Genomic DNA, 26,031 nt, shown 5'->3' with positions numbered 1-26,031 from the left:
CGTAGCTCGTAGCTCGTAGCTCGTAGCTCGTAGCTCGTAGCTCGTAGCTCGTAGCTCGTAGCTCGTAGCTCGTAGCTCGTAGCTCGTAGCTAATGCGTCACCAACTCGACCCGGCCTGGATATACCAGGCGGTATCCTCCGGGCCTCGCGCCACATCAATACCCATGGTCATGCCGTACCGGCGCGCCACCAGGTAACGAAAGCCGGCACCATAGTTATTGGCCACTTCCGCGTCGGACAACTCACTGGCGCTTTCTGCTGCACGACCACCACCGGTGAACGCGTTGAAACGCCAGCGCAGGGTGGGTTTCCAGGTGGCCTCCACTTCTGCCACCGCCACCGCCTTGCCCTGATAGCGCACCGCAGGTATGCCGCGCAGGTCCACATAGGGCAACACATAAGGCGGCAAGCGGGTGCTGTCGCCTGCCTCGATGCCGTCGTACTGCATCCGCAGGGCAAAGTTGAACTTGTCGTTCACCTTCCAGTAGTTCAACCCCTGCAGGGTATAACTGCCAAAATCCACATCGCTGCCCAGACTGTCGTTGTACCAGACATAATTGGCGTTGTAGTACAGGCCGCTCTGCGGGGACAGCGGGCTATCTCGGGAATCGTACTCCGCCAGCAGCCCCAGCCCGGACGTATGGATACGGTCACCCAGCTGCTCATCCAGAAACCGGTTTACCACCTGACTCAATCTGGGACTGGGCAGCTTGATGTCCTCAACCAGATCCAGCTCCACTTGCCGGTAAACCTGACGGGCACCAAGCATCCAGCGGCTCTCACCCATTCGAAACTTGAGCTCCTGGACTGCCGCCGGCCCTTTCACATTCAGTTCGATGGGGCGATCCAGCGTGCGGCCGGCAAAATTATAAAAATCCAGATTCAGATCTGGCAGCAGGGCAAAACCACGATAACGGATGGTGTCATCCCGCCAGAACCCAATGTGTCCGGCAGCGATTCCCCGGGAGCCGTTTTCCGTCCCCATCAGGCCGAGAACACTGATATTGTTGGGCAAAATGGAAGGGGCATTCCCCTCCACACGCATCTGCTTCTGCTCTTCACTTTCGTGGAAGAAAATGCCCATGACACCCAGGCCATTGCCCACCGCTGGCTCGGTAATCACCACCGGTACGGGCATGAAGCTCATGGGCAATTCGGACAGGAAACGGCTACTGTCCAGCATGCCGTCCTCGGGGTCGATCATGTAATCCTGAAAGAAATCGGCGTGGGATGTCCCGCCGGTGAAACCGATAGCCGCGGCAAGCAGAGTCCGTTTCCACATAAACAAGGCATCCCTTTCCTGGCAGGAATTGAAATTCACGGCAAGCTGGGTTCTGATAATCGCAGACTTGCCGGATAAAAAAAACGCCATGCCTCTCAAGCTGATGAAGACCCTGGCCCTTTCCCTGGCCCTGCTGTGTACCGCCTGCCACGGGCTCGGGCATTATGATCCGCAAGCCCGTCCGCTCAGTGAAGCCCTGCCCCCACCCAACAGTGGCCCCCTGTACCAGACCCGCCAGACACTGATGTCAGAACATGAAGGGGAAACCGGCTTGCTGTTGTTGCGTGACGGCCTGTCGGCGTTTGTCGCTCGGGTGGCCATGATCGAAGCGGCGCAATCCTCACTGGATATCCAGTACTACATTTTTTCACCGGATGTGAGTGGCAGCCTGATCATCAGCAAATTGCTGGAAGCCGCGGATCGGGGAGTGCGCATACGGCTACTGGTGGATGATATCGGCACCCCCATTAGCGACCCCCATGTTTCCACACTCGCCCAGCATCCCAACATTGCCATCCGTATCTTCAACCCGGTGGCAGGGCGCGCAGGCCTTTCCCGTTCCCTGCAGCTGGCATTCGGTTTTTCCCGCACCAACCACCGCATGCACAACAAGCTGATGCTGGCCGATCACACCCTGCTGCTCACCGGCGGCCGCAATGTGGCTGATGAATACTTTTCCAACAACGAAGTGGATTTTCAGGATATTGATGTGGTTGCCGTCGGCGAGGTAGTCACCCAGGGGGCACAGAGTTTTGATGAATACTGGAACAGCCCGGTGGCCGTGCCCACCAGCGCCCTGCTGGATGCCGACGACGCGGACATGACCCTGGACGAACTGCGTTCCGCCCTGAAAGATTTTCTCCACGAACAGCGCCACAGCGAGTTTGCCCGGGCGCTGGCCGAATCCTCCATGGGCCAGGCCCTGCTCACCGGCGAGATCGAACTGACCTGGGGGCAAGCCACCCTGCATGCCGACCCGCCCTCAAAAGCCTATGCCCGTGACGACACCCCACAGGATGCCTACCTGGGCACCTTGCTGCGTCGGGAAATGGATAACACCCGCTCCCGCGCCTGGCTCACCTCCGCCTATTTCATTCCCGGCGACAAGGGCGTGGAACTGCTCAGCACCATGGAACGAAAGGGCGTGGACATCCGCGTACTGACCAACTCCCTGAGCACCACGGATGTGGCCATCGTCCACAGCGGCTATTCCCGTTACCGCGAACCCCTGCTGGAAAGCGGAGTCGCCCTGTGGGAGTTGCGCTCCCAGGCCGGGCAACAGCAACGCATGCACTGGTTCCATGGCAGCTCCCGTGCCAGCCTGCACGCCAAGACCTTCGTGTTCGACGAAGACCGCACCTTTATCGGCTCGGTGAATCTGGATGGTCGGTCGCTATTGCAGAACACCGAAGTGGGCCTGCTGATCCACAGCAATGCCATTAACCAGCAGCTCAGCCAGATCTTCGAAGAGTGGGTTCATGGCGACTCTGCCTGGAAGCTGAGCCTCACCGGTGACGGCGACCTGCGCTGGCAAGCCAGTAATGACGGTGAACCCCTGGAGCTGGATCACGACCCGGAAACCTCCGGCTGGCAGCGTTTCAAGGTCTGGTGGCTGTCGCTACTGCCCATAGAATCCCAGATCTGAACCCCCGACGGAAACACTCAAACGCCGCGCAGCAGCGTCTCAGTCATCGGCGCCTGCGCAAAACCGGTCCACCGCCTCCTGTGTCTGTTCCAGACCCCGCTCCTCCGCCAGCTCCCAGCTGCGCACACACTCCTGGAGCGCCGGGCACCACTGATAACCCCCTGATCCCAGGCAGCCAAACTGGTCCCGATCGCCGCCCACCGGATTGCAGCCCGCCATCAGCACCGCCACCACCATCATCAGGATAACTCGCATTGTCATTCCTCACCGGGTATCAGCCACCAGTATTACAGAAATCCGCCCCATATCCTCCAGCCGACAGACGCATTATCATCCCATCCCTTTCCCGATTAGAATGTTCGGCTCGCCGCGCGGGGCTCACCCCCACGGCAACGTGACATCCAATGTGACACCAATGGACCGCAGCCCCCATGCACAGGACGCAAACGCGCACACAATCCGGACTCCCCGGCAGCCGCCTGGTGCAGCTGCTCGGCAGCCTGGACAGCAAGGCCGCCCGTGCCAGCCACGGCGACTTTGCCGAACGGCTGGGGCGCCTGTTTGATCTGTCCGACGCCATTTCCCTGGACGGGGCCACCCGCTTCACCCCCAAAGGCCCGTTCAACCCCTCGGACAGTCTGCCGCAAGAGCTGCAGGACGCTCTGCTGAAAGCCCGACACGCCCTGCTGGAGCATCTGAGCCGCAGCTTTGCGGGCGAAAAGGCCGCCTCGGTGATCGCCCTGCCGCCGCTCAGTGATGACGCCGACGCAGAAAAGCGACCCAGCTTTGGCGCCTATGAACGCTTTTACCAGGCCCACCAGCGACAAATTATCGCTGGTCTGAGCAACCTGAGGCTGCGCTGTCGGCGCCTGCTGACCGGCCACAGTGCCACACTGGCCCACCTGGCCGAACTGGATGCCGTGTTCGAAAACGGTCTGTCCAGCTATGCCCGCCAGGGCTTTGCCGCCCTGCCCGGCTTTCTGGATCAACGCTATCGCCTGCTCTGGCAGCAACGCGACCCCTTCCATACCCCCGCCGACTGGCTCGGCCCCCATGGCTGGCTCAGCCAGTTTCGGCGGGAACTGAAAATGCTGTTACTGGCCGAACTGGATGCCCGACAGGAACCGGTTCTTGGCCTGCTAGCGGCCGCCCGGGAAGCCACCGAGTCTTCCCCCGCCGCCGCGCAAGACACCAATGAGGTAAGCCCGACTCCATGAAACGCTATCTGTTTGCTGCGCCCTTTGTGATTGGCGCCATCGCGGTCCTGTGGATCGCCATCACCTTTATCAGCCACCCGGTGGCCTTCACCGTCACGGCCATCATTGCCGCAGTCTATGCCCTGGGCTTTGCCGAACTGCTGCGCTTTCGCCGCAACACCGCCGAGCTGGACAAGCGACTGGACGACCTGCCGGACAGCCGCAAGAGCCTGCGTCACTGGCTGCAAAGCCTGCCGGTACCGGTGCGCCACAGCGTTCAGCGCCGTATTGATGGCCACCCGGCCAGCCTGCCAGGCCCGGTTCTCACCCCCTACCTCACGGGGTTGCTGGTCATGCTTGGCCTGCTGGGAACCTTTGTTGGCATGATTGTCACCCTGCAGGGGGCCGCCACCGCCCTGGACGGCAGCAGCGAACTCACCGCCATCCGCAGCGCCCTGTCCGCGCCCATCGCCGGCCTCAGCCTGGCCTTCGGCACCTCCATTGCTGGCGTCGCCGCCTCCGCCATGCTCGGTCTTACCGCCACCCTGTGTCGTCGCGATCGCACCCTGGTCTCACGCAAACTGGACACCCTCACCGACACCACGCTGCATGCCTTCTCGCTGGATCATCAGCGCGAGGCCGCCTACCAGGCCCTGCATCAACAGAGTGAAACCTTCCCCGCCCTGGTGGCAGCACTGCAGGGGCTGGCCACCCGTATGGAAGGCCTCGGCTCGGAACTGCGTGACAGCCTCACCGGCAACCAGCAGCAGTTTCACGAGGCCGTGAACAGCCAGTACCGGCAGCTGGCCAGCGACGTGAGCCAGTCGCTCAAGGACACCCTGGCCGACAGCAGCCGTCTGGCCGTGGAAAATATTCAGCCGTTGATGGAAACCTCTCTGGCGACGCTCAACAAGCAGGTGGAAGGCACCCATGCCCGCCTGGCCGAGCTCACCGAGAAGCAGCTCAGTGAACTGACAAGGGAATTCCGCGCCACCACCGAAGCCGCCGCCAACCACTGGCAGCAGGGCCTCGACAGTCACCAGCAGACCAGCGCCCGCCTGGTCAGCGACATCAGCACCTCCCTGGCCGAGCACCACGACCGCTTCCGGGAAAACAGAGACGCCCTGCTGCAGCAACTCCGAGAGGGCCAGCAAGGACTCGCGGACGAGAGCCGCCAGCAACTGCAGGCCGTGGCCGAACAGTTCCAGCAGGCCAGCCACACCAGCCAGCAGCACTGGCAGGCACAACTTGCCGAACAGCAGGCGCAGCATGCCAATCAGCTGCAGGCCACCCGCGAGGCACAACAGGCACTGGCAGAGCAACAACAGAGCCGCCTGCAGGACGCCACCGGGGCATTCAGCCAGGCCATCCAGCAGGCCGGCGAACAATGGCAGCAGCAGAGCACCGAGCAACAGCAAAGCAACACCCAGCTGGTCCAGTCACTGCGCGAAACCTTCAGCGCCCACAACCAGCAGTTCCAGAACAGTGCGGCCACCCTGCTGGATGGACAACGTGATGGCCTGGACAAACTGCTTGCCGGTATCCGTGAGGAGCTGGCCAGCCTGCGCGACGCCGAAGCGGAACGCGGCGCCGCCGCCAGCGAGCGCCTGGCGGCCCTGGAAGGCACCGTCAGCGAGCACCTGACCCGCCTGGGCACCGCCCTGGAAGAACCCATGACGCGCCTGATCGAAACCGCCTCGGAAACCCCGAAAGCGGCGGCGGAAGTCATTACCCGCCTGCGCGAGGAAATGACCCGCAGCAGCGAACGGGACAACGAGCTGCTGGAAGAGCGCCAGCGCATCACCGAAGAGCTGGACCAGCTGCTCAGCAACCAGCGCGATGCGGCCACCGCCCAGCGCGAGGCCATAGAAACCCTGATTACCCGTGCCAGCGACACCCTCAGCCAGGTGGGCGACACCTTCACCCAGCAGGTCAGCGAACAGAGCGAGCGCCTCAATGAAGTGGCCGGCGATGTCACCGGCAGCGCCTCCGAAGTGGCCAGTCTCAGCGACGCCTTTGCCACCGCCGTGCAACTGTTCAGCGACAGCAACGACAAGCTGCTGGACAACCTGCAGAAGGTGGAAACCGCCCTGGACAAGTCTGCCAGCCGTGCCGATGAGCAGCTGGCCTACTATGTGGAACAGGCCCGCGAAGTCATCGAACTGAGCATGGCTTCCCAGAAAGACGTCATCGACGCTCTGGGCAACCTGTCCGCCGCCGAGGCCAGCTGATGGAAGAGCTCCACGACGACGCCCAGGCCTCGCCGGTCTGGGCCATCTTTTCCGACCTGATGGCCGCACTGGTGGGCATCCTGGTGCTGGTACTGGTGTGGGTCATCGGCATCCAGCTGGAGCTGAGCCAGTCCCTGGAGCAGGAGAAGGAAAAACGTCTGGCAGAAGAGCAGCGCCGCATGGCCCTGGAAAAGGCGCTGGCCGATCCACTGGCCAGCGGCCGGGTCACCTTCCGAGATGGCCGCATCGGCATCAGCGGCAGTGTGCTGTTCCAGATCAACTCCGACCAGCTGCAAACGGAAGGGGAAGTGCTGCTCAAGGATCTGGTCAAACCCCTGCAACTGTATCTGGACCAGCATGATGAAATGCTCATGGTCAGCGGCTTCACCGATGACCTGCCGATCCAGCGCGGCAACCGCCGTTATGAAGACAACTGGGGCCTGTCCGCCCAGCGCGCGCTCACCGTCACCCGCACCCTGATTGATCAGGGCATGCCCGCCGATCAGGTATTCGCGGCCGCCTTCGGCCCCCACCAACCGGTGGTGCCCAATGCTGACGACGCTGCCCGCGCCAAGAACCGCCGGGTAGAGCTGACCACCGTACCGCGCCGTAATACCGGACCGGCAACGGAGGACGATAATGGCTGAGGCCCTGTCCCTGCACGTACTGGCGGCGCGCATAGACACCTTGCGAGACGAGGGCGCTGACGCCTTTGACCCGGCTGCGTTCTGTTTTCTGCAACGTCAGCGCGAACGACTGCAGCAGCTGCGCCACACCAGCCCACGTACCCTGGGTCGCCTTGCCGATGCCGTGAGCCGGCTGGAACAACAGTTGGCCAACAGCCAGCAACAGGTGCAGCAGCACTGGAACCCTGAGCAACAACCGGAACTGACACCGCTGTATGATCAGCAGGCGTTCAAGGCATTGCTGCGCAAACTGGTCCCGAATCCGCCCCCCTCGCCGCTGGCGAATGTGCTGGAGCAACTGCGCCAGACGGAGGTGGATGGCCACCAGCCGGAAAACCCCGATCCGCTTCGCGCCCTGCTACAGGATCAGGAAGGCGGCCTCTTTGAAGAAGACCCTGTGCCGCAACCGGTGCGCAGCGGCCCACGGGAACTGAAAGCCTTGAGCCGGGTGCGCGCCGGCCAGCAACAACAGCGCAAACGTCGCCGCATCGAAGAGGCGCTGACACAGACCCCCAGCGACGCGGGCCCGCTCAATTCCCACCGCCTGGTGACACACGCCATCAGCGCCCTGCAGGATCTTTCTCCTGCCTACCTGGATCACTTCGTGAATTACGTGGACACCCTGATGGTGCTGGAAAAAGCCGGCAAGAAACGTGGCGGGTGAAAAGCCTGACACATGTACTTGTTACGTGAAGCGTGCCGCGCCCCACTGTAGACGTTCCCTTCCCGGGGCGAACCTCGCGAAGCGAGGCGACCGCAGGGAGATGATTCTTTAAGGTCTTTCCGAGCCGGCAATACCTGATCGCCCTGCGGTCGATTCCGTGCTTCGCACGGTTCGTCCCTCAAGAGGAACTCCTACAGCAGCCCCGTAGAAACTCNACTTTTCCGCCTTTCTCAATCCAATCAGCGTAGCTTGTAGCTTGTAGCTTGTAGCTTGTAGCTTGTAGCTTGTAGCTTGTAGCTTGTAGCTCGTAGCTCGTAGCCCCCTAATCCCCCCGATAAAACTCCCGCAGCTCACCTTCCCAACCCTCAAGCACCACATCTACCCCACGCAACAGCCCGTCCTGCACGCCCTGCTGAAAACGCCGTGACGCTGACGTGGAAAGGAAACTTTCATAGCTGGCAATTTTCTCCAGGGGAAGCTCGCGGTAGGTGAAGGCCAGGGATAACAGCGTCTGCTGCTGTATCAACTGCTGCATGGTTTCCCGGTGCTGCTGTAGCTGCGCTTCCAGTGCCGTCGTGTCCACCGGCGCATCCGGATTGGCGGCGATCGCTTCCGCCATATAATTGGCGAGCATGGCGCGCTGCTGCAGCGCCATCCCCAATCCTGACGCCTGCGTCAGCGCATCCAGCCGGGCGGCTGCGGCCATCCGCTCCTGATCTGCCGCCAGCGCTTCCGCGGCCGCCTTCATGGCCGCAAACGCGTCTGCCTCCAACCCTTTCAACTCCAGTGTGGTAATCCGCTGCCCCAATGGCGAGCTGTACCAGAGAGACAGGGTTTCCCGGTCCCCGGGTTGCAAGGCTTCCGCCACCGCGGCCCGCACATAACGGTAAATCACATCACTACGGAAAGACTCCATGGCAATGTGCTGCAACACCGCTCGCTGCTCTTCCTCCAGTGCCGGATTTTGCGTCAGCGTGCCCTGCACCATTTTCTCGAACACCGACATCTGGGCATCCACCCCAGAGGCAATCAGCAAGCCATCCACAGAGTCATTTGCCCTGGCAGCCGCCCATTGGCTGCTCAATACCAGCACTGCCAGCAGCCACCGCCCCCAGACACTCACCACGCCCTGCCATCCCGCCACAGAGTTACTCATCAATCGTCACCGCCCTGCTGATTACCGATAACTTCCACACTAACCACTAATGCACACTGTCGCCAGCGCTTGGGGATACCAGCCCCGCGGCGTACACTCCCCGGATCACAGGCCCCCGACAACCTCACACCATGATCAAGTCGCTCACCCTTTTTGTGCTGTTGCTCTGCACACTGAATGCTCGCGCACAGGACTGTCAGCTGGCAATTCACCACAGTGCCATCGCGGCCAGTCATCGTTTCCAGCTGGAGGTCAGCTGCACGGGCACCTACAACACCCTCACCTATCTGCTGCGCGCCAGCCGCTCCCGGCACGGCACCACACTGATCAACAGTGAATCCGGCAAGCTGCACATTCAGGGAGACAGCAAAAAAACCGGCGACGTGGAGATCGACTTGCTGCCAGGGGATGAAGTCCTTGTGGAAGCCAGGATCTTGCAGGCCTGCGAAGTGCTTGGCGACACCTCCCTCAGGTACACCCACGAAAGCAGCCCCGCCAAGACAGAAGAGGACGTTCAGTAATCACTGTGTTTTCTGTGCCCCCGGTTTGTGCTTGAATCACAGTCTTGGATAACCCTCGGGGAGAAGGGCCGTTACTCAGTCAGCCGTGGAAACGACAGCCGTGAAGATCGACTGGCCCGCCATTGTGTTCAGCGAACAGACACAGGGGCGCATTCGGGCATTGTGCGAACGCCGCTTCGGCCACACTGCGGATGCCGAAATCGCCAGTGACTATGTGCTTGAACATCTGTCTGCGGATGACTGGACGCAATGCCGCAAGTTCACCGGCAAATCCCGCCCGGAAACCTTTCTCTACACCCTGTGCAGCAATCTGGTGGAAGAATATGCGCGCAAGAAATTCGGCCGCATTCGTCCCCCCGCCTGGCTGCAACAACTGGGTGACACCTGGTTGACCCTGTGGAAATTTATCTGTCTGGAACGACAACCCGTGCCCGTGGCCATCGAACGGCTGGCCGGCAAGGACGAAACCCTGCGTGACAGCCACACCCTCACCGACATGGTGAAAACCATCAAGGCCCGACTCCCCTGGTGTGGCCAGCAGACCGGCGACGTTCCGCTGGAGGACTATCATCAGGAATCCGGCCATGGGGATGAAGACGATCACAGCGATCAGGGCCTGGAACCCTTACTGCTGCTGCTTCACCAGCTGGTACTGGAAGAGCAGGACGTGCCCGCCTCCGCATGGCAGGAGCCGGACACCCTTTCTGCCCTGCAAGCCGCCATCAGCCTTACCGACGAACAACGACTGATACTGCGCATGGCCTATGTGGACGGCCTCAAATTCAGCGCCATTGCCCGCAGCCTCAACCTGCCAGCCCACCAGCCTGCCAGGCTGGCACAACGGGCCGTTGCCCATATCCGTGACGTTCTGCTGTCCCGGCAGCTCCTCCCGGAGGGCTGGCAATGATTCCCTCTTCCTTCGTTCATCCTGGGCATCTGTCCATCTCAGTAGTCAGGGGTAAACGACTATGACATCCAACACATCCAGCCATCGCCAGGACGAATACCTGAGCCGCATTGCCCTGGCGCTGACACAGCGTCCCGCGCTTCAGGGCACGCCCCCGGACGATGAAGACCTGGCCGCCCTGCTGGATAACATGCTGAACGAGGAACGGCGCAGTGAGGTGATCAGTCACCTGGCTCACGATCCCGATCTCTATCAACGCTGGCAACAGCTGCTGGCAAATCACGATCTGTGGATCGCGCACAAGACGGACAGCAACGTCACCAGCATTGCCAGCGCGGGCACCCGACGGCGCCCCTGGTGGCAACCCGCCGGCGGCATCAGCGCCGCGGCCGCGGCATTGTTTGCCGGCTGGCTGGTGCTGAAACCCGGCACCGACATGCTCAGCCTGGATCAGGCTTACCAGCAATTCTCCCCCGAACTGGCCCTCTATCTGGATGAGCAACCCAACATGCGCGCCCTGCCGGTGCCCATGGACGATGACATCACGGAAATTCTCGCCGGCGTGTACGCGGGCCAGCAGTCCCTGGACATGCATACCAGCTTTGCCGGTATCGGCAAGGCCCAGCTCGATATGGCCAACGAGGTTTACCGCAACCAGTTTGCCGACCAGGCGACACCCCGCCACGAGTGGGGTCGCTGGCTGTTGATCAGCGATGCCGTCTGCACCAGCGAACCGGACAATCTGGATCAGATTTCCCGGCCAGCCGACATTGACGGTTTTGCGGCTTTGCCGGACGCCATCACCTGTGACGATATTGCCGCACAGATCACCGCACTCCAGCAACGCCTGGCGCCATAGCCCTCGAGAAAAACACGCTTCAAACGCATAGAACATTCATCGCGGATTGCAAGGAAACAGACGGGAAACCCTGCCCATCCTTTCTTTTTCTGCTGTGGGAGCGTGCCTGCACGCGAACGGAGAAGAGGCTATTGGCGTGCAAGCAGGCTCCCACAATGCAGCCCTGCCGTTTTTATTTTTTGCATCTTGCTTGATGCATAACACGCGAACAAAAAAGGCCGCTATCAATAGCGGCCTTTTCTTTCGACACCACGCATCAGGTGCCGACGATGATCCGGACTTGCTTAGTAAGAACCACAAGCCCGACGGCAGGAGTAAAGATTAGTATCAGTGTACATAATACAATCGCTCACACAGGAGGAAGAACCATAGCCTCGAAGTTTCACTTCATTGCCTCGGGATTTGACCTCACTGGCCTGCTCTGCCTCCATTTTGACCGCTTTCTCTGTCAGCTCATCCGCCTGAGCGTACAACTTGGCCGCTTCCGCACGCATTTCTGCAGGAGTTTGATCCTTGGCATGGGCGATTGATACCGCAGACAAAGCGATAACAAAAGCCAGCATGATATTGGAAATCAGTTTCATAGTTATATCTTCCTTCTCTAGTTGCTGTTTACTCATTACGAGTTAGTAGTTGGCGGCCCGCCTTAACGGCTGACCTGCCAGGTAAAAAGATTCAATCCGGATGACTGCGGCGGCTTGCTGCTGCCGAGCCCGCGGGTCGTCACATTCAGCGGGGCCTGCTGGAGATAGCCCAGGTTGGTATTCACCCCGGTACCGGGCTGGCTGCTGACCAGCAGATGCTCCATGCCCACGGTCTCCACATTCACATCCCATTCGAAGTTCAGGGACTCACCGCCATCCAGTCGATTCGGCTGGCCGCTATCCGGGTACAACTGGGTCACCCCGTACTGGCTGTCCACGAACAGGATACTCACATCCTGGGACTGACGGCCTTCGTTGGTGACACTGAACAGGATGCGATCGCCTTCGGTGAGCACCGGCTGACTGTTCACCGGAAAATCGCTTTGCTTGCCCTCTTGCTCAATACGGAAACTTACCTTGAGCTGCTGCTGAGCGCCAGGCAGATGCTGCACGCTGGCCATCAGCCGGGTCACATTGGCAATTTTCATCAGCGCGCCTTGCAGCGCCGCCTGCTGGCGGCCGTTATTTTCCGGCAGCGCCACGTTCAGCAATCGCTGCGGAAGGCGAGTTTCAGCACAGGACTTGCGAGCCGCTTCCTTCAACACCTGTTCATCACAGGGCAGGCTCTGATCTGCCTGCAGGAACCACAGGTGATCATCAAATTCGCTCACCAGGATATCAGCCGAGTCCAGCGCACTGACCTTGATGCCAATGCCGGCTTCCTCGATCTCTTCCAGCCACGCCTGCAAACGCTTGCGGCGTTTCTCGGACAGGGACGCTGCAGGCAACAGCGCCACCTTCACCTCGGTGATCACCACTGGCGTATCCAGCGTCACGTACAGTGTGGCCGGCCAGTCCTTGCTTTGCTTTTCATCCGGGGTTGCCCAGCTGCGCACCGGTGTGGCGCCTTCCAGAGTCACCGTGCCCAGCGCATCCCCGGCTTTCGCCACCGGCGAATCAAACACGGTCACGGTGGCGCCGCTGCTCAGCAGCGACAGGGAGCCGGCCTGAATATCCAGCTTGCCGTTCTTGAAGGTGGCAAAGTAGCTCTGCTCCGCCGGGGTGTCGTCATTGAACACCGGGCGATTCATGTCACTGGCACTGAACAGCGGCTGGGTGGCCTGCCACGGCAGGCTTTGATAACGGGACAACACCTGTTGCGCCAACTGCTGATAACTCAATTGCGGGTTGGCCCCCATCACATCCATCAGGGTGTAGGTGAACAGGCCATGGAAACGACGGTCCGGCGCACCACGGGGCAGTTTCATTTCCGGGGTGGTCTCGGCGCTCTGGGCTGCGGAGAAGGCAATCAGCTCTCCGCGGCCTTCCGCTTTTTTCTCACCCTCATCGCCACCGCCAAACATGCCTTTCAGAAAACCCCGGGATCGGGTTTCGGATTCCATGGCGCCCGCCCCTTCCGGGCGGTTGATCAGCGGACCATCGGGGATGCCAAGGACTGCACTGTCCACACGGCGGTACTTCACCTCCGGCATGGCTGCGGCACCGCGAGTCATGGTGCCGGAATGGCAGCTGTCGAACACCACCCAGACATCGGCGCCCTTATCACGAATGCGATCAATGTAGCTGGCGATTTCGTCATCCAGAATGGCGTTCTTCACCGAACCAATGTAGCTGTCCCAACCCGCCGCATCCGTCGGCAAAAAAATCTCATCCAGGCCATCCGTTTCGTTGTTATCGGTGGCCTTGGCCGGTTGGCGGCTGCCATGGCCGGCAAAATGCAGATAGTAGAAGTCATCATCGCTGGCGGATTCAGCCAGGCGGTCCAGGGCGGCCAGAATATTGGCACGCGTCGGCAAGGTCTTGCCCTCGGCAGTGAGCAATTGCTCGATATTGTCTTCATGGAATCCACGCTGGCGCAAAATGGCTTCCACGATTTCCGCATCATGGGCCGGACCGTCCAGCTGCAGCGACGGCGGCAGGTTGGGATAATCCGCCACCCCCACCAGCAGGGCGCGCTTGGTGGCCAGCGCCTGGGAGCTGCTGATCGTACCCAGTACCAGCATCACCCCCGCACACCAGCGCGTCCACGGCCGTGGTTTTCTGCTTCTGCTGTTATCCATGATGCGCTTCTTCATATTGAGACGTATCCGTTCATTGCATTTCGCCGCCGCTCATTTTGCTGAGACGGTCGGACGGTGATTTTTCGACAGCCGGAAAACGGAAAAAATCAGCATCGCTGATCAGGGTTTTCCAAACAGGGTAAATGCCGCCCAGGCGGCCGGATCGGCGTAGCGCCCCCCTTGCCGGATCAGCGCCCGCTGCGCCTCGCTCATGGCGCTCAGGTAATTCCCCTGCGGATTGTCCCTCAGATTACCGTAAAACTGTTCCATCAGATTGGCGGTGGCCCCGTCATCCACCTTCCAGTACGACGCCACCACCGTGGGCACACTGGCCAGGGCAAAGGCCCGCGCCAGAGTGGCGTACTCCAGACCCGGTTTGCCGATGCCGGTTTCACAGGCCGACAATACCACCAGATCAGTCTGGTCCAGCTTCAGTGCAGCAATGTCGATAACATTAAGGCGGTAATTGTTGGCGAGCAACAGGTAGCTGTCCGCCGGCACCGCCGGATCCAGATTGCCATGGGTAGCCAGATGCACCACCCGCGCCTCACGCACCGCCCCGGACAGATTGCCATAGGTGGCAGCAGTCCCTTCCAGCACCGTCGGTGTCACCAGCGACTCGGCAGCAATCCGGCTGACTTCCTGACGGGCCCCCGGCAGGCTGCCATCCGGATCGGCCACCAGAGTCAGCCCATCGCTGTAAGACGCGTTCTGTTGCAGCACCAGACTCAAGTGATACATGGACGGAATCACGCCGAGATTGAAACGTTCGGCAGCGTACTCCTTCTGCTCGCCCTGCTGACGCAGCAACGCCGGGAACGGCAGATAGGTCAGTGCACCCACCGGCGTCACCAGCACCTGCGGCTTGCCCGCCAGCTCCCGCTCCACCGGCCGCAGCAGCTTGTCGTACAGCCAGGCCAGATGTTCATCCAGCTGTGCCCCATCCACCGCCTGGCTCTGGCCACCCGCAGAAGACAACCCCCGGTCCCCTTCCCCCAGATGGCTGGCCCGGTAACGCAGATTGCGTACCACCAGCTGGCTGACCATTTCCAGGTCAGCATTGCTCACTGCCACTTCGCGGATCTGGGCCCCCTCGCGGGTGACCAGCTGGATCAACAACTTCTCCGGCGTGGGCAGGTACTGCACCAACGCCTGTTCCTCACTGAGCCGCTCATGCATGGCGGCCACTTCACGGGGGTCCAGCTTGAGCATCTGGTAAAGCCCGAAGTGTTCCGTTTCCATCCGCGCCAGCAGGGTTTCGCGCAGACGGTTCTTGCTCTCCAGCTGCTGACGCAGGCGCTCGGTGCGGGAGTCCGGCGCGGCCCGTTCCCGCTCGGCGTCGGAGGGACGATTGTCTGCCCCCTTGCTTGCCATCATCGGCACCGCGCCACGGTTCACTTTTTCTTCCAGCTCACGAATCTGCGCCTGCATGGCCTGATAGCGCTGCAGCAACTCGCCCTGCTCGGTGTCTTTGCCCTCCCGGGAAAGCGCCGGCAGGAAAATATCGCTGAGCGCCTGCTGCTGGCTGGTGTCGCCATCGCGGAACGCCAGCTGGCCGAGCTGGTTGTCATTGAGCAGCGACGCCACGCCGCGGGATTCATACACCAGCAAACCAAGATCCGTACCCACGTAAACGCGGCCATTGGCGGCCACGGCCACCGCATGCACGGTGCGCCCACCGTATTGCCCCAGTCCCTGATCCTCCGGCAACAACTGGTTCAGCCGATCCGGGTATAACCAGGTGCCACCGTGATACAGCACCACCCCGCCAGCAGTGGGAAACAACCAGGAATTTTCGTTCTTGAAGCGGCGGCCTTCTCCCCCCAGCCAGAACATGCGGTTCTTTTCCTGCACCGCCAGGTAACTGGGATCGTTAAGCTCCGGGAACGACTGCCGGGTTTCCCAGCTGTTCTCCCCGGCCAGTTCACGGGCAAAGCCGCGGTTGGTACCCACCAGCGCCGTGCGTTCATCCAGCGCGGTATAGCCGGTCACAAACCAGTTGGCCGGCGTGCCCACATTCTCGAAACCCTTGCCGCTCCAGCGCAGCAGCCCCCCGCTCAGCTCCACCCCCTGATGGGAAAGATGGCTTTCATCGGAGGCCACCACCTCGATTACCCCGTCCAGGGTTTCATGCACTCCGGCCAGCAACGGGCTACGCGACGGGAAGGCCTTGCTGTCGATCAGGTAATTGAATTCGGTGAGCTGCTCCTTTTCATAGCGGAACAGGGACGAGCCCGACACCACCCACAGGGTCCCACGGCTATCCACCAGCATATCGGCAATGCCGCCACCCCAACCTTCTTCATCAACCGTCGGGCGGGCACTGAACAATTCCTGGGCCTGATCCGTGCCAGGCTTAAAACGCAACACCGTGCTGCCGTCATGGGTAATCAGGTTGCCGGCGGCATCCTCCACCAGATGGCGTGCCCGGGCAGAGGAAAAGTACTGCACCTCTTCCACCGCTGATCCGTTACCCAGCATGAGGATGTGATCCCCCATGGCCATGAACACCGCATCCAGGGCGTCACTCACCAGCAGGTCGTGCACGCGCCCGGCGTGTAGCTGCGCGGCACCGGTTTCCAGGCGCGTATACACCCCTTCTTCACTGATCAGCACCACGCCGCGGTCATCACTCCAGGATTCCCGCGCGCCCACCTGCAGACCGCCCCGCTGGTCAGCGAAGGGCAACGGCAGGGCTTCGAAATAATTGCCCTGCAGCACATTGATGGCCTGGTCGGTATTCACCACCAACGCTTCCTGGCCATCACCCAGATCCCACACGGACAACTCATGAACGCGCTTGCTCATCAGCAGGTCATTGGGCCCACCCACCCACTGCGGCTCCTCATCCAGCAGGGCCCAGGCACCCTCTTCGTCAGTCAGCCCATGGGCAAACACCTGGTCGTTATCCAGCCGATACACACGCATGCGTGTCATCTCGAAGGCCAGGTCGTTGCCACGGCCCAGGCTGGTAGTCTTGCCCGAGGCCAACAGCCACACCTGATTGTCTGACCGGTACAACAGCGCCTCATCACGCCCCGGCAGGCGATACACCTGATCGATCGGCTTGTCGCCCGCCACGGAAACCATCATGACCTGACTGTCGCCATACTGCAGGCGCACCAGCCCCCGTGCCGTACCGGCCCATACCTGATCACCCCGCTGCCCCAGCGCATTGATGCGCGGCGAAGGCAGCCCCTGCGCCACGCTCCAGCGTTTGATCGCCCCCTGGTAATCGCCCGCCACCGCCAGCAATCCACGAGCCGTCCCCAGCCACAGCACACCGTCTTCGGTTTCCGTGAGCGAGAGAATCTGCGAACGCTCATCCAGAGACTGGGGCGAAACCGTTTCGGACAGCTGCTGGCTGCGCGGGTCAAAACCGTACCAGTGCCAGTAGCCCTCATGCAGCACCGACAGCCCCTGGCTGGTGGCCACCACCACATCACCGTTTTCGCGCAGCAGCACCTGATTCTTTTCTGCCCCGGCCAGCACCTCACCGAACAGTTCCTTGTCCCCATAGCGTTTCCAGTAGGCGGTATTGCTGAAATCAGAACGCTGCAAACGGTGTGCATCACGGAGCAGTTTCAGCGGTGCCTCGTTAATGGCAGCCAGCGTCTTGCGCAGGGTGGAGCTGGATTTTTCCAGCTCGGCACTGCGCAACCAGCTATAGGCGCCAGACCAGTCGTTAAACGACATTTCTGGCAAACCATGGGGCCGCACCTGCCGGTAAAGCTGGTGCAGCATCCCCACGGCCTGGGCACCGCGTTTCACAAAGCGCTTGCTGTCCTGGTGTTGCTGCGCGGTCATGATCACGCCATACAGCAGGCTTTCTGCTTCGCCCACATAGTCGGCACTGTCACCCACATGCTCGAGCAGGTGCTCCGCCAGTTTCAGCGCGGCCTTCTGTTCGTCACCACTCTGGTACTCGGTCTCTTCATACTCTGCACGCAGTGCATCCAGGGCCGGATCATCCACATCCAGACTGGGCAGACGCTTCACGTCATGAATCTGTTTGACCTGATTCACCATCCCCAGCAACGACTGGAACGAACGGGTAATGCGCAAGGCCATCTCGTGACCGGCCTCGGAATCCACCGAGAGGATCTCGCCGTTTTCATCGTAGGTCACATCCAGCTCGCCGATGCCCACTTCCACAATGCGCTCCGGCTTGCCGAAGTCGTTATAGGCGAACTGCAGGGTGCCTTCCGGGCTGGTCAGCTCACTGATCTCGTCATTGTCGTCGTACTGCAGGGCAATGGCTGCGCCGCTGGAATCTTCAATGGAGGCCAGCTGTCCGGACGGCGTATAGCCCAGCTTGAGGAAGGTCGCCCCGCGGGAAAAATACACCGGCCTGCCAAACACCGGATGGTCCTGACGCATGACCTGCTCACCGCTGGGCAGCAGAATTTCCACCCCGGGCATCTCGCCGTCCAGCTTGTAGAACACCCGGGTACCGTCCGCCTCCAGGGCACTGCGACGGGCCGCCTCAAACCAGTTCACGTAGCGCAATGACACACCCGGACGCTTGCCCGCCACCGTGTACTGTTCGAATTCCGACAGGGAATCTCCCAGCTGCCCCAGCGCCTTGCGCTCCCAGGAGCGCTCCACATCCAGCCCGCGGGCATTGGCATCATTGATCGCCTTGAGCGCCACAATGGGACTGCCCCCCCACAGCAGATGCTTGTGCAGGAAGGAATTCACTATGCGAATGTCATAGGGGTTTCGTTCCAGCATGCGGGCGCCATAACCGAAGGTCTTGTTGGCACCCAGCTCGCTGGAATAGCGGGCCACCAGATAATGAAAATGCGCGGTATCATCACGCTGGTATTGGCTGCGCCCGGCCAGCGCCTGGGCCGCACACACCTTGTCCTGTTTGGCCAGACACAGCGCCTCGCTGTAACGCAGGTAATCCATGTAGTGCCCGCGGCCTTCCAGAAACTCGGCAAAACGGGTTTGCGCCGCCGCAATCTCATCGCGTGGCACCCGCTGCTTGCGGGTCTGATTCTCGTACACCCAGGCGTCGTACAGCAGCATGGACTGGCGCGCACTGAGGCGGCCGCCGTCACTCTGCGCACTCAGGCGCTGCAGGCAATCCCGCGCCCAGCCATGGGCCTTGTCCCACTCCCGGGTATCCACGTAATGGGACACCAGAGCTTCGCAGGCGAACGTCTCCGTGGGCGCAGCGGATACCGCCTCTTCCCACATGGCCGGCGCCGTTTTCAGGCCACTGCGTTGCGCCAGTTGCCAGGAGGCCTTTTCCCAGGGGCGATCGGTGACCGCCTGCCGGGCCAGTTGCCGGCCAGCGGCCTCTCCCCGTACCGCCACCTGATAGTCATGCAGTTGATCAAGCAGGGTCTGTGAGCCGCCATTCGCGGGCACCGCCTCTTCCAGCAAGGCAATGGCACGGCTCTTGTTGCCCTGCTCCCAATCCTGCCGCGCCGCTCGCATCAGCAAGGTCAGATCACGGGGGTACGCGGCACGGGCCTCAGTCAGCAATTGCTGGTAACCCTGACGGTCAGCCAAAGTGTCCAGATCGCCCAATACAGTCTCAAACAGGGTCGCGGTGACACCATCAATTTCCCCTCGATGCTGCTCAAAGGCAGCAACCGCCCCGCGCCGGTCACCGCTCTTGCGGTAGGCCTTCAGCAGGGTATCGAGATGACTATCCGTTGGGATATCGATCAGCGGAAATCCCTTGCTTGCCGCTGCCAGGGCCTGGTCAGGGTGATCATCCTGCAACTCCAGCCGGGCCTTCTCCATCCACAGCCGGCCATCTTCGGGGAACTGCTCCAGCGCCTTGTCCAGAGCCTGCCGGGCCGCGCCGTAGTTGCCATCATCCAGCAGCGCCGCCACATAATAACGGGCACCACGGGCGTCACGGTTGTCCCGTCCATACCAGTCCGCCAGCCCCGTGGCCACGCGCTGTGCCCGTGCCTGCTGCCCGGTCTCCATCAGCATGGCCATGGAATCCGAGCGACCGGCATAGAAAGGGAAACGGGCAATGGCCGCCATCTGCGCGTCCAGTGCCTGGGGGTAATACCCGTTGTTCTGCAGCGCCAGGGAACGGGCCACCAGCGCCCGGCTGTCCTGGGGGTGTTTCGCCAGAAAACGGTCAATGAATACCAGTCGATCACTGCTTTTCCAGCCGTAATGGGGCACTACGGCGCGAATATAATCGCCGGTCAGTGAATCCTTGACGGCAGGCTCTTCGGCAAAGGCCGCCAACCGCTGGCGCATGCCGGGGTAGTCCAGCGCCGCCATGCTCTCGATCATCCACGCCAACTGCCAGTGGTCCGGCGCCAGCCGGATGGCCGTTTCCATATAGCTGAAAAAGGCAGGGTAATCGCGGTTATCCCGGGCAAAGATGCTCAGATCCACCAAGGCATAGATATCACCAGGTTGGTAACCCGCATCCGCCGGAAAGGCTTCCAACGCCGCCGCCGGATCCGTGTCCAGGGCAATCAGCATGGCCGGCACCTTACCCAGCGCAGCCCGCAAGTCAGGCGCCGCCGCCTGATAAGCCGCGTCCAGACGATCCTGACGGCGCCACACCCCACTCCAGATATAGGGCGCAAAAGGCTGCGGCGATGCCGACAACAGATCCGCCTCCAGGCTTGCCATCAGCTCAGCCTCACGGCCCGCCCAGTACAGCGCGCTCCAATAACGGATACGGTCGTCATCAAAAGTCAGCGTATCGACAGGCGCAGAAGCGGGCGCCTCAACCTGATCCAGCAACTCATCCAGCAGCGCAAAGCGCCCCCAGCTGATGGCCACTTCCAGCGGCGTCTGCCCTTTTGCATCCTGATCCAGAGGCCTAAACCCCATCTTCAGGAAGCGTTCTGTCAGCTCGGCATCACCCGCCTGAACACTCCAGTGCAACGCGGTCTGCCCGCCACCACTGGGCACCGGACGCGCACCTCCCTCTTTTAACAGGTAACCGGTAATCGCCCCCTGCCCGGACAGAATGCTCTGCTGCAACGGCGTGGAACCGTCAGCGTTCAAAGCGGACACATCCGCACCCGCCTCCACCAGCATCATCACCGCCTCAAGATCTCCCCGGCCAATGGCCAGCGACAATGGCGTGCGACCGGACTCCAGCAAGCTTGCTGCCCGCCCCGGCTCCGCTTCAAGCAGCTGCTCCAGCGCATCATGATCGCCAGTAGCCAGCACCGATTTCAGCGGATCCGCCGCCTGGGCCACAGTAGCCAGCGACAGGGAGCCCGCCACCACGCCCAGCAGCATGACACGGGCCTGCCCGCAGAAAGCACGTCGCAAATAAGAGGAATGCATGTAATACGCCCCGGTAGGGTTTCAGAGAACTTATCGGCTAAGACGGTCAAACCCGTAAAATTCGACAGCCTCCATCCGGCACACCCCCGCGTGCCGTACTCAAAAAATAGTGAATTGGCTCACATCAATCAATGGCAGCAACGGAGCAAGGCAGAGAGAAAGGGAAGGGAAGAGGCGGGATCACAGGAAGAGTCTCGTTATGCTCATGCCTTGATGGGCCGTGTGCCGGAGCGCCGTTCAGCATAGGGCGCTGGATCACACTCCGGGCATCTGCCAGACGCTCACTGTGGCAGCCCCTCGAATTCCGGCACCTCGGCCAGCGACTCATCCCAGGCAGCCTTGCTCGATAAGAAGATATGGGCATTGGGTTTCATGGCAATTGTGGTGTCCAGACAGCCCGCAGGAACGACAAGCAGACCAGGAATCATCGTGTTGGGCACGGCTGAACCACATGCCTTACAGAAGCTCTTGCTGTGACGAGTGCCAGGAAGCGAAAAAGAGGTCACCCCATCGGCTCCGGAATGCCAGATCAGGCTCGCTGACTGTGAGAAAAGATTTGCCGCATGAGCGGAGCCGGTGTCTTTTTGGCAATACCGGCAATGACACAAGTAGAAGCTATCAAAACTCCCTTTCACCTCGAATTTCACCGTACCGCAAAGACAGGAGCCTAGATAATTAGTCATGGATACCTTCTTACCTTACGTGCATGACACACATGACGCCCAAGCAGGGGCATATTTTGTGTTTTGAGCGCAGCGAAACAAAATATGTCCCACTGCCTTGGCTTATTATGTGTGACCGGCTACCACTTACTCCTCAGCAACCCTGGAAACACAGCCCCGATTACTTTCTCGCCACCAATACCGTACGCCAGAAATACTGCACTTATAAAAAGACCTGAAAAATGAGGAAGGCCAACTCCAACGACATAAAGCATAAGGCCAAAAACACCAATTCCTAAGACGCCCAATATTCCGCTAAGCACTCGCAGCAACATCTTCATTTTCTAACTACCACACCACATAACGCCAGCCATAAGCGGCGCCCTGACAAGGGCGTCAGGTGGAGGACCAGAGGCCCGGAACAAACTGAATGGCATTGTTAGGGCTAGAAGGTGACATATACACCACGGCCATCACCAGCTGCGCGTTCGAGAAAATTGCCATACTGCCTAAGGGCCGGTATCTCCATGCGATTGAGCAACGCGCCGCTCTTTGTAGCATCCGTAGGTGTGCTGAAATAAGAACCCTGACGACCAGGGTCGAAATGCGGGATTGCTTGCCCAAGCAATGCTATTTTCATACTTACCGGAAGCGCATCTTCCAGCTCTGCCCATGCACCGCCTAAGCCATGATCGAGTGTTGGATTGTAATATTTGGTGAGGGCGAAATCCGCAATCTCTTGAGCGCCACCTGTTTCGAGCATTTCCTGCCAACTTGCCGATAGCTGTTCTCCGTCATATGGGCTTCGGCAAGCGACGATGTTCGCATCGACGAATGCAGCCAATCTTTTGCCATCGTTGGCAGCAAGCGCGTCCTTCAGCCAAGGTAGCATCTCAGCCGAAAAAGCCTGCCAATCAAACTCGAAGGCTTTGTGATCGAAGCTCATGTTTTAAGCCCTAACGCCTTGCTAAGCGGCGTGATCTGCTACCACTTTCGTGGACACTTTCAGGCACACGCCCGCACATAGCTTGCCGGACTTTGGTACCCAATCCCAGAGTGAAGCCGCTCGCGATTATAGAATTCGATAAACTCAACAATCCCGGCGACCGCTTCAATATCATTTTCAAACTTACGCAAATGAACCAATTCCGTCTTTAACGTATGGAAGAACGACTCCACCATCGCATTATCCAAGGGCGTTGCCTTTCGGCTCATACTCCTGCGCATTCCCGCAGCAGCCACTAGATCTCTATATTCATGAGCGGCATATTCAATGCCCTGATCCGAGTGAAACACACAACCCAAGCGAGGCTGCTCACGTGACAGCGCCATTCGTAGCGCACTCTTGGTCAGCTCACTGTTTCGCTTACGGCTGAATGACCAGCCCACAACCCTGCGGCTATACAGATCCACGACTACCGCGTGATAAAGCCAACCCGATCCCGTTCGGATATAGGTAAAGTCTCCGGCCCAGTGCTTGCCCTCACAGTCAGCAGATTCCTCCGCCGCCAACACATTCCCTGCTGAACTGTAAAACTCATGTCTTCCCGGATTCCAGACGTACAATCCTTTGCTGGAAGCATGGATCCCGGCTTCTTTCATCAACCGCGATACCCGACGGACACTGCAGGTGAAGCCATTTTTGCGGAGTTGCTGGTGAAGTCGCCTAGCGCCATAGGCTCGCCGAAATCCCTGATGCAGCTCAACCATGGCCTCTTTCAACTTTCCATCATACTGACTTCGCTCACTCTCAGACCGCGAACGCCAGGCATAATAGCCACTCCTCGACACGCCCAGAAGCTGACATAAACGACGCACATCCCGGCCTTGGCGGTTCTTCTCAACCAGCTCGTAGAGCCTTACTTTTTCCGCTGGAAGAACCGCTCGGCCTTTTTTAGTAAATCAATCTCGTCGTTACGGTTCTCAAGCTCGCGCTCAAGCTTTTTGATGCGTTTTTCAGCCGCCGCCAGCTTCTCCTCTGCTTCTTTTGCAGGATCCGCTCTCTTGGCGCGACGTTCCGGGGATGGCGGTGACGATTTCATATGCTTGTTCTCCCTGAGCTCCCCTCGTCGGTGCTCCATCTGCCAGCGATAAAGCATGACCGGGTGAATACCCAGAGACTCTGCCACATCCTTGGACCTAACGTCAGGGTGATTCGCCAATTTAACGGCTTGGAGTTTATAAGCCAGGGTATAACGGTCGTAATTTCTCTTTCTTGTCTGTCCCACACTGCACCTCTCTCATGAACAGAAAACCCTGTCCACAAAAGTGGTTACAGATCAGCCGAAGGTCGGCATGCAGGCCCTTGTTATGAGCAGCGGCTAAGCTTGCTCTTATATTCCATTGAGTATATCCCTGAAAAAACCGTAATTTTCGCAGTCATTAAACTTCCAGTGATTTACGGTATCCCATGACTCTCGATCTTGTTCCTCACGAAATATATCAATCGGAAACCTGATGGTGTCAGAAACCACGGTTAGAGGAAGATCAAGCAGACTAAAGAATCCAATAAAAACGAAATTCCCTCCATATTCTAGCGCCCCCTGATCGTACTTCTCTCCAAATATGTTTCTTTGCGCCGAATAATTGGTGCAGTAGAGCGCGGAAACTGCATGCCCGCTACCATCAAAGGAGTGACCTGGTCGGGTGAGTGCCAGAGAAGAGCACCCTCCCAAAAGCGATAGGCTTAAAGCCAATACCAAACCTCTCATATCATGAGCTCATAACAGCGTATTCAGTCGAATCGTTCGACATATCTTTTTTCGACATATTTCTTCGCGAAGATAGCGATGAAATACATTTAATCTTAATTTGCTCAACCATTTACTGGAAAAACGAGAACAATTCCCAACTGACAAAACTCGAAGCAGTGGGTTATTTCCCGCACTCGGCCCTTCAGATTAAGCCGTTCCGGGCTCCATATTTCAATGACTTAACAAATTTTAAGAGATCTCTTACAACCATTTAGGCGCCGTTCCGTTGAGCAGGGCTAATCATGAGCTCAATCTGACATCACACATGGAGGTCAGCATGAGTAGTCGCACGAGAGATATCCCTGTCTATGTTCCAGAAAAGCCCGTCAAGCTTCTTGACCAATTTCGCTCCTGGCTTCGCGCCAATCATTATCGGTACCAGACTGAGCAGACGTATGTTCACTGGGTTGTGACATATATTCGTTATCACAGCCTTAGACATCCGCGAGGGATGAGCACCCCTGAGATTGAAGCCTTTCTCACCTACCTGGCAACTCAACGTCAATGCAGCCCCGCCACGCAAAAGGTCGCACTCAACAGCCTTAATTGCTTCTATCGCAAGTTTCTCAAGATTGACTTCCCTCCTCTGGAATTTCGCAGATCTCGACAGTATCGCCGACCCCCTGTTGTATTTACTGACCAGGAAGCACGCGCTGTAATCGAGCAGCTATCAGACCCCTTCAAACTTATGGCTGAATTAATGTACGGCTCAGGGCTGAGGGTTTCAGAGACGCTGCGACTCCGTATCAAGGATATCGATTTCGGACAGGGGCAATTGATTATTCGGGAAGGAAAAGGAAACAAGGACAGGATCACCGTTCTCTCTGATCAACTTCATGACCGCCTGAATCTTCAGATAAATCTCGCCAGCAGTTATTACAAGTATGATCGACAGAACGGTGTCGGCCCCGCCTGGATGCCACATGCATTGGCCAGAAAGTATTCCGGGGAAGCATCACAGCTTGGCTGGCAGTTCATTTTCCCCTCCAACGAGCCCGCGAAAGATCCGCAAACCGGGATCATTCGCCGCCATCACCATCATCCCGACACCATTCGTAAACATATCAAGAAAGCGGCTCAGGAAGTTGGCCTTGTCAAACTCTGCGGCCCGCACACTTTCCGACATTCCTTTGCGACACGATTACTGGAAAGTGGCTACGACATCCGCACGGTCCAGGAGCTGCTGGGCCACAGTGACGTGTCTACCACCGAGCGCTATCTGCATGTGATGAACCGGGGTGGGCTGGGGGTGATCAGTCCACTGGATCGGGGCTAGTGGCAGGGTCTGACGTCTGACGCCGAAAACAGTCCATGAACAACACCTGGCCAGCAAAAATAAACGCGCTCTGTTTTGTCTTTAGCGTCCGTCCTCCGACGTCAGACGTCCGACTGATCTTGCCCCAATAAAAAACCCGGCTTTCGCCGGGTCTTTATCGCTTGCAGGCATACCTTAA

At 59.4% G+C, this 26,031-nt stretch carries 20 protein-coding genes; 9 read left to right on the top strand and 11 right to left on the bottom strand.

From position 1 onward, the window contains the following. Nucleotides 1-97: 97 nt before the first annotated feature. Entirely contained in the window at nt 98-1,372 is a 1,275-nt protein-coding gene (locus tag GQF00_RS10710) for a BamA/TamA family outer membrane protein (RefSeq protein WP_237440462.1), read from the bottom strand. Between GQF00_RS10710 and GQF00_RS10705 the strand changes: the two genes are divergently transcribed. Continuing rightward, nucleotides 1,371-2,927: a phospholipase D family protein gene (locus tag GQF00_RS10705; protein ID WP_237440461.1), complete on the top strand. Its 1,557-nt coding sequence runs from the start codon at nt 1,371-1,373 to the stop codon at nt 2,925-2,927. The two genes, GQF00_RS10710 and GQF00_RS10705, sit on opposite strands and share 2 nt — an antisense overlap. A 39-nt stretch (nt 2,928-2,966) precedes the next feature. Here the strand turns inward: GQF00_RS10705 and GQF00_RS10700 are convergent, their stop codons facing one another. Next, complete coding sequence (locus GQF00_RS10700; protein WP_161319130.1) at nt 2,967-3,182, bottom strand: serine protease; 216 nt, start codon at nt 3,180-3,182, stop codon at nt 2,967-2,969. A gap of 176 nt (nt 3,183-3,358) precedes the next feature. Between GQF00_RS10700 and GQF00_RS10695 the strand changes: the two genes are divergently transcribed. From GQF00_RS10695 to GQF00_RS10680, 4 genes are read left to right on the top strand one after another with little or no spacing between them, the layout of a single operon-like run. Then, on the top strand, nt 3,359-4,144 hold the full coding sequence (locus tag GQF00_RS10695) for a DUF3348 family protein (RefSeq protein WP_161319129.1): 786 nt from the start codon (nt 3,359-3,361) through the stop codon (nt 4,142-4,144). Then, complete coding sequence (locus GQF00_RS10690; protein ID WP_161319128.1) at nt 4,141-6,354, top strand: DUF802 domain-containing protein; 2,214 nt, start codon at nt 4,141-4,143, stop codon at nt 6,352-6,354. The genes GQF00_RS10695 and GQF00_RS10690 overlap by 4 nt, the downstream gene beginning before the upstream one ends. Further along, the gene (locus tag GQF00_RS10685; protein ID WP_161319127.1) at nt 6,354-7,001 is read left to right on the top strand and encodes an OmpA family protein; all 648 of its coding nucleotides are present in this window, start codon (nt 6,354-6,356) and stop codon (nt 6,999-7,001) included. The genes GQF00_RS10690 and GQF00_RS10685 overlap by 1 nt, the downstream gene beginning before the upstream one ends. Beyond that, nucleotides 6,994-7,704, top strand: a complete 711-nt coding sequence (locus GQF00_RS10680) for a DUF2894 domain-containing protein (protein WP_161319126.1) — start codon at nt 6,994-6,996, stop codon at nt 7,702-7,704. Before GQF00_RS10685 ends, GQF00_RS10680 begins: the two co-directional genes overlap by 8 nt. 322 nt (nt 7,705-8,026) lie before the next feature. Here GQF00_RS10680 and GQF00_RS10675 read toward each other — a convergent pair whose 3' ends face one another. Next, nucleotides 8,027-8,860, bottom strand: a complete 834-nt coding sequence (locus GQF00_RS10675; protein WP_161319125.1) for a hypothetical protein — start codon at nt 8,858-8,860, stop codon at nt 8,027-8,029. Nucleotides 8,861-8,991: 131 nt separating this feature from the next. Between GQF00_RS10675 and GQF00_RS10670 the strand changes: the two genes are divergently transcribed. From GQF00_RS10670 to GQF00_RS10660, 3 genes are all read left to right on the top strand, one after another. Then, a complete protein-coding gene (locus tag GQF00_RS10670; RefSeq protein WP_161319124.1) occupies nt 8,992-9,381 on the top strand; it encodes a hypothetical protein in 390 nt (129 codons plus the stop codon). Nucleotides 9,382-9,481: 100 nt separating this feature from the next. Next, nucleotides 9,482-10,288, top strand: a complete 807-nt coding sequence (locus GQF00_RS10665; protein ID WP_161319123.1) for an RNA polymerase sigma factor — start codon at nt 9,482-9,484, stop codon at nt 10,286-10,288. Nucleotides 10,289-10,349: 61 nt separating this feature from the next. After that, nucleotides 10,350-11,147, top strand: coding sequence for an anti-sigma factor (locus tag GQF00_RS10660; protein WP_161319122.1), 798 nt, complete (start codon nt 10,350-10,352; stop codon nt 11,145-11,147). 284 nt (nt 11,148-11,431) lie between these two features. Here GQF00_RS10660 and GQF00_RS10655 read toward each other — a convergent pair whose 3' ends face one another. The 8 genes from GQF00_RS10655 to GQF00_RS10620 form a co-directional block, all read right to left on the bottom strand. Beyond that, complete coding sequence (locus GQF00_RS10655; RefSeq protein WP_161319121.1) at nt 11,432-11,731, bottom strand: hypothetical protein; 300 nt, start codon at nt 11,729-11,731, stop codon at nt 11,432-11,434. Between the two features lie 62 nt (nt 11,732-11,793). Continuing rightward, the gene (locus GQF00_RS10650) at nt 11,794-13,872 is read right to left on the bottom strand and encodes a caspase family protein (protein WP_237440460.1); all 2,079 of its coding nucleotides are present in this window, start codon (nt 13,870-13,872) and stop codon (nt 11,794-11,796) included. Nucleotides 13,873-13,992: 120 nt separating this feature from the next. Then, nucleotides 13,993-21,162, bottom strand: coding sequence for a CHAT domain-containing protein (locus GQF00_RS10645; RefSeq protein ID WP_161319119.1), 7,170 nt, complete (start codon nt 21,160-21,162; stop codon nt 13,993-13,995). Between the two features lie 281 nt (nt 21,163-21,443). Next, nucleotides 21,444-21,845 carry a GFA family protein gene (locus GQF00_RS10640; RefSeq protein ID WP_161319118.1) on the bottom strand — a complete coding sequence of 134 codons (402 nt, stop codon included), beginning with the start codon at nt 21,843-21,845 and terminating at the stop codon, nt 21,444-21,446. Between the two features lie 424 nt (nt 21,846-22,269). Beyond that, nucleotides 22,270-22,770 (bottom strand): hypothetical protein, encoded by a 501-nt coding sequence (locus GQF00_RS10635; RefSeq protein ID WP_161319117.1) that lies wholly within the window; start codon nt 22,768-22,770, stop codon nt 22,270-22,272. Between the two features lie 59 nt (nt 22,771-22,829). Beyond that, nucleotides 22,830-23,672 carry an IS3 family transposase gene (locus GQF00_RS10630; RefSeq protein ID WP_161319230.1) on the bottom strand — a complete coding sequence of 281 codons (843 nt, stop codon included), beginning with the start codon at nt 23,670-23,672 and terminating at the stop codon, nt 22,830-22,832. 11 nt (nt 23,673-23,683) lie between these two features. Further along, nucleotides 23,684-24,052: a transposase gene (locus tag GQF00_RS10625; RefSeq protein WP_370519485.1), complete on the bottom strand. Its 369-nt coding sequence runs from the start codon at nt 24,050-24,052 to the stop codon at nt 23,684-23,686. Nucleotides 24,053-24,157: 105 nt separating this feature from the next. After that, nucleotides 24,158-24,535, bottom strand: coding sequence for a hypothetical protein (locus GQF00_RS10620; protein WP_161319116.1), 378 nt, complete (start codon nt 24,533-24,535; stop codon nt 24,158-24,160). Between the two features lie 319 nt (nt 24,536-24,854). Here GQF00_RS10620 and GQF00_RS10615 point away from each other — a divergent pair, with 319 nt between their 5' ends. Beyond that, complete coding sequence (locus GQF00_RS10615; protein ID WP_161319115.1) at nt 24,855-25,853, top strand: integron integrase; 999 nt, start codon at nt 24,855-24,857, stop codon at nt 25,851-25,853. The last annotated feature ends 178 nt before the right edge of the window (nt 25,854-26,031 follow it).

This window comes from Alcanivorax sp. DP30 (genome assembly GCF_009882945.1).
GTDB lineage: Bacteria > Pseudomonadota > Gammaproteobacteria > Pseudomonadales > Alcanivoracaceae > Alcanivorax.
The sequence above is the reverse complement of the archived record's forward strand: the minus strand, read 5'-3'. Positions and strand labels throughout refer to the sequence as shown.

Bases quoted from the DNA above. Each gene is read 5' to 3' on its own strand.
- GQF00_RS10705 (WP_237440461.1), top strand. From the start codon at position 1,371: ATGCCTCTCAAGCTGATGAAGACCCTGGCCCTTTCCCTGGCCCTGCTG.
- GQF00_RS10710 (WP_237440462.1), bottom strand. From the start codon at position 1,372: ATGGCGTTTTTTTTATCCGGCAAGTCTGCGATTATCAGAACCCAGCTT.
- GQF00_RS10700 (WP_161319130.1), bottom strand. From the start codon at position 3,182: ATGCGAGTTATCCTGATGATGGTGGTGGCGGTGCTGATGGCGGGCTGC.
- GQF00_RS10695 (WP_161319129.1), top strand. From the start codon at position 3,359: ATGCACAGGACGCAAACGCGCACACAATCCGGACTCCCCGGCAGCCGC.
- GQF00_RS10690 (WP_161319128.1), top strand. From the start codon at position 4,141: ATGAAACGCTATCTGTTTGCTGCGCCCTTTGTGATTGGCGCCATCGCG.
- GQF00_RS10685 (WP_161319127.1), top strand. From the start codon at position 6,354: ATGGAAGAGCTCCACGACGACGCCCAGGCCTCGCCGGTCTGGGCCATC.
- GQF00_RS10680 (WP_161319126.1), top strand. From the start codon at position 6,994: ATGGCTGAGGCCCTGTCCCTGCACGTACTGGCGGCGCGCATAGACACC.
- GQF00_RS10675 (WP_161319125.1), bottom strand. From the start codon at position 8,860: ATGAGTAACTCTGTGGCGGGATGGCAGGGCGTGGTGAGTGTCTGGGGG.
- GQF00_RS10670 (WP_161319124.1), top strand. From the start codon at position 8,992: ATGATCAAGTCGCTCACCCTTTTTGTGCTGTTGCTCTGCACACTGAAT.
- GQF00_RS10660 (WP_161319122.1), top strand. From the start codon at position 10,350: ATGACATCCAACACATCCAGCCATCGCCAGGACGAATACCTGAGCCGC.
- GQF00_RS10655 (WP_161319121.1), bottom strand. From the start codon at position 11,731: ATGAAACTGATTTCCAATATCATGCTGGCTTTTGTTATCGCTTTGTCT.
- GQF00_RS10650 (WP_237440460.1), bottom strand. From the start codon at position 13,872: ATGGATAACAGCAGAAGCAGAAAACCACGGCCGTGGACGCGCTGGTGT.
- GQF00_RS10645 (WP_161319119.1), bottom strand. From the start codon at position 21,162: ATGCATTCCTCTTATTTGCGACGTGCTTTCTGCGGGCAGGCCCGTGTC.
- GQF00_RS10640 (WP_161319118.1), bottom strand. From the start codon at position 21,845: ATGACTAATTATCTAGGCTCCTGTCTTTGCGGTACGGTGAAATTCGAG.
- GQF00_RS10635 (WP_161319117.1), bottom strand. From the start codon at position 22,770: ATGAGCTTCGATCACAAAGCCTTCGAGTTTGATTGGCAGGCTTTTTCG.
- GQF00_RS10620 (WP_161319116.1), bottom strand. From the start codon at position 24,535: ATGAGAGGTTTGGTATTGGCTTTAAGCCTATCGCTTTTGGGAGGGTGC.
- GQF00_RS10615 (WP_161319115.1), top strand. From the start codon at position 24,855: ATGAGTAGTCGCACGAGAGATATCCCTGTCTATGTTCCAGAAAAGCCC.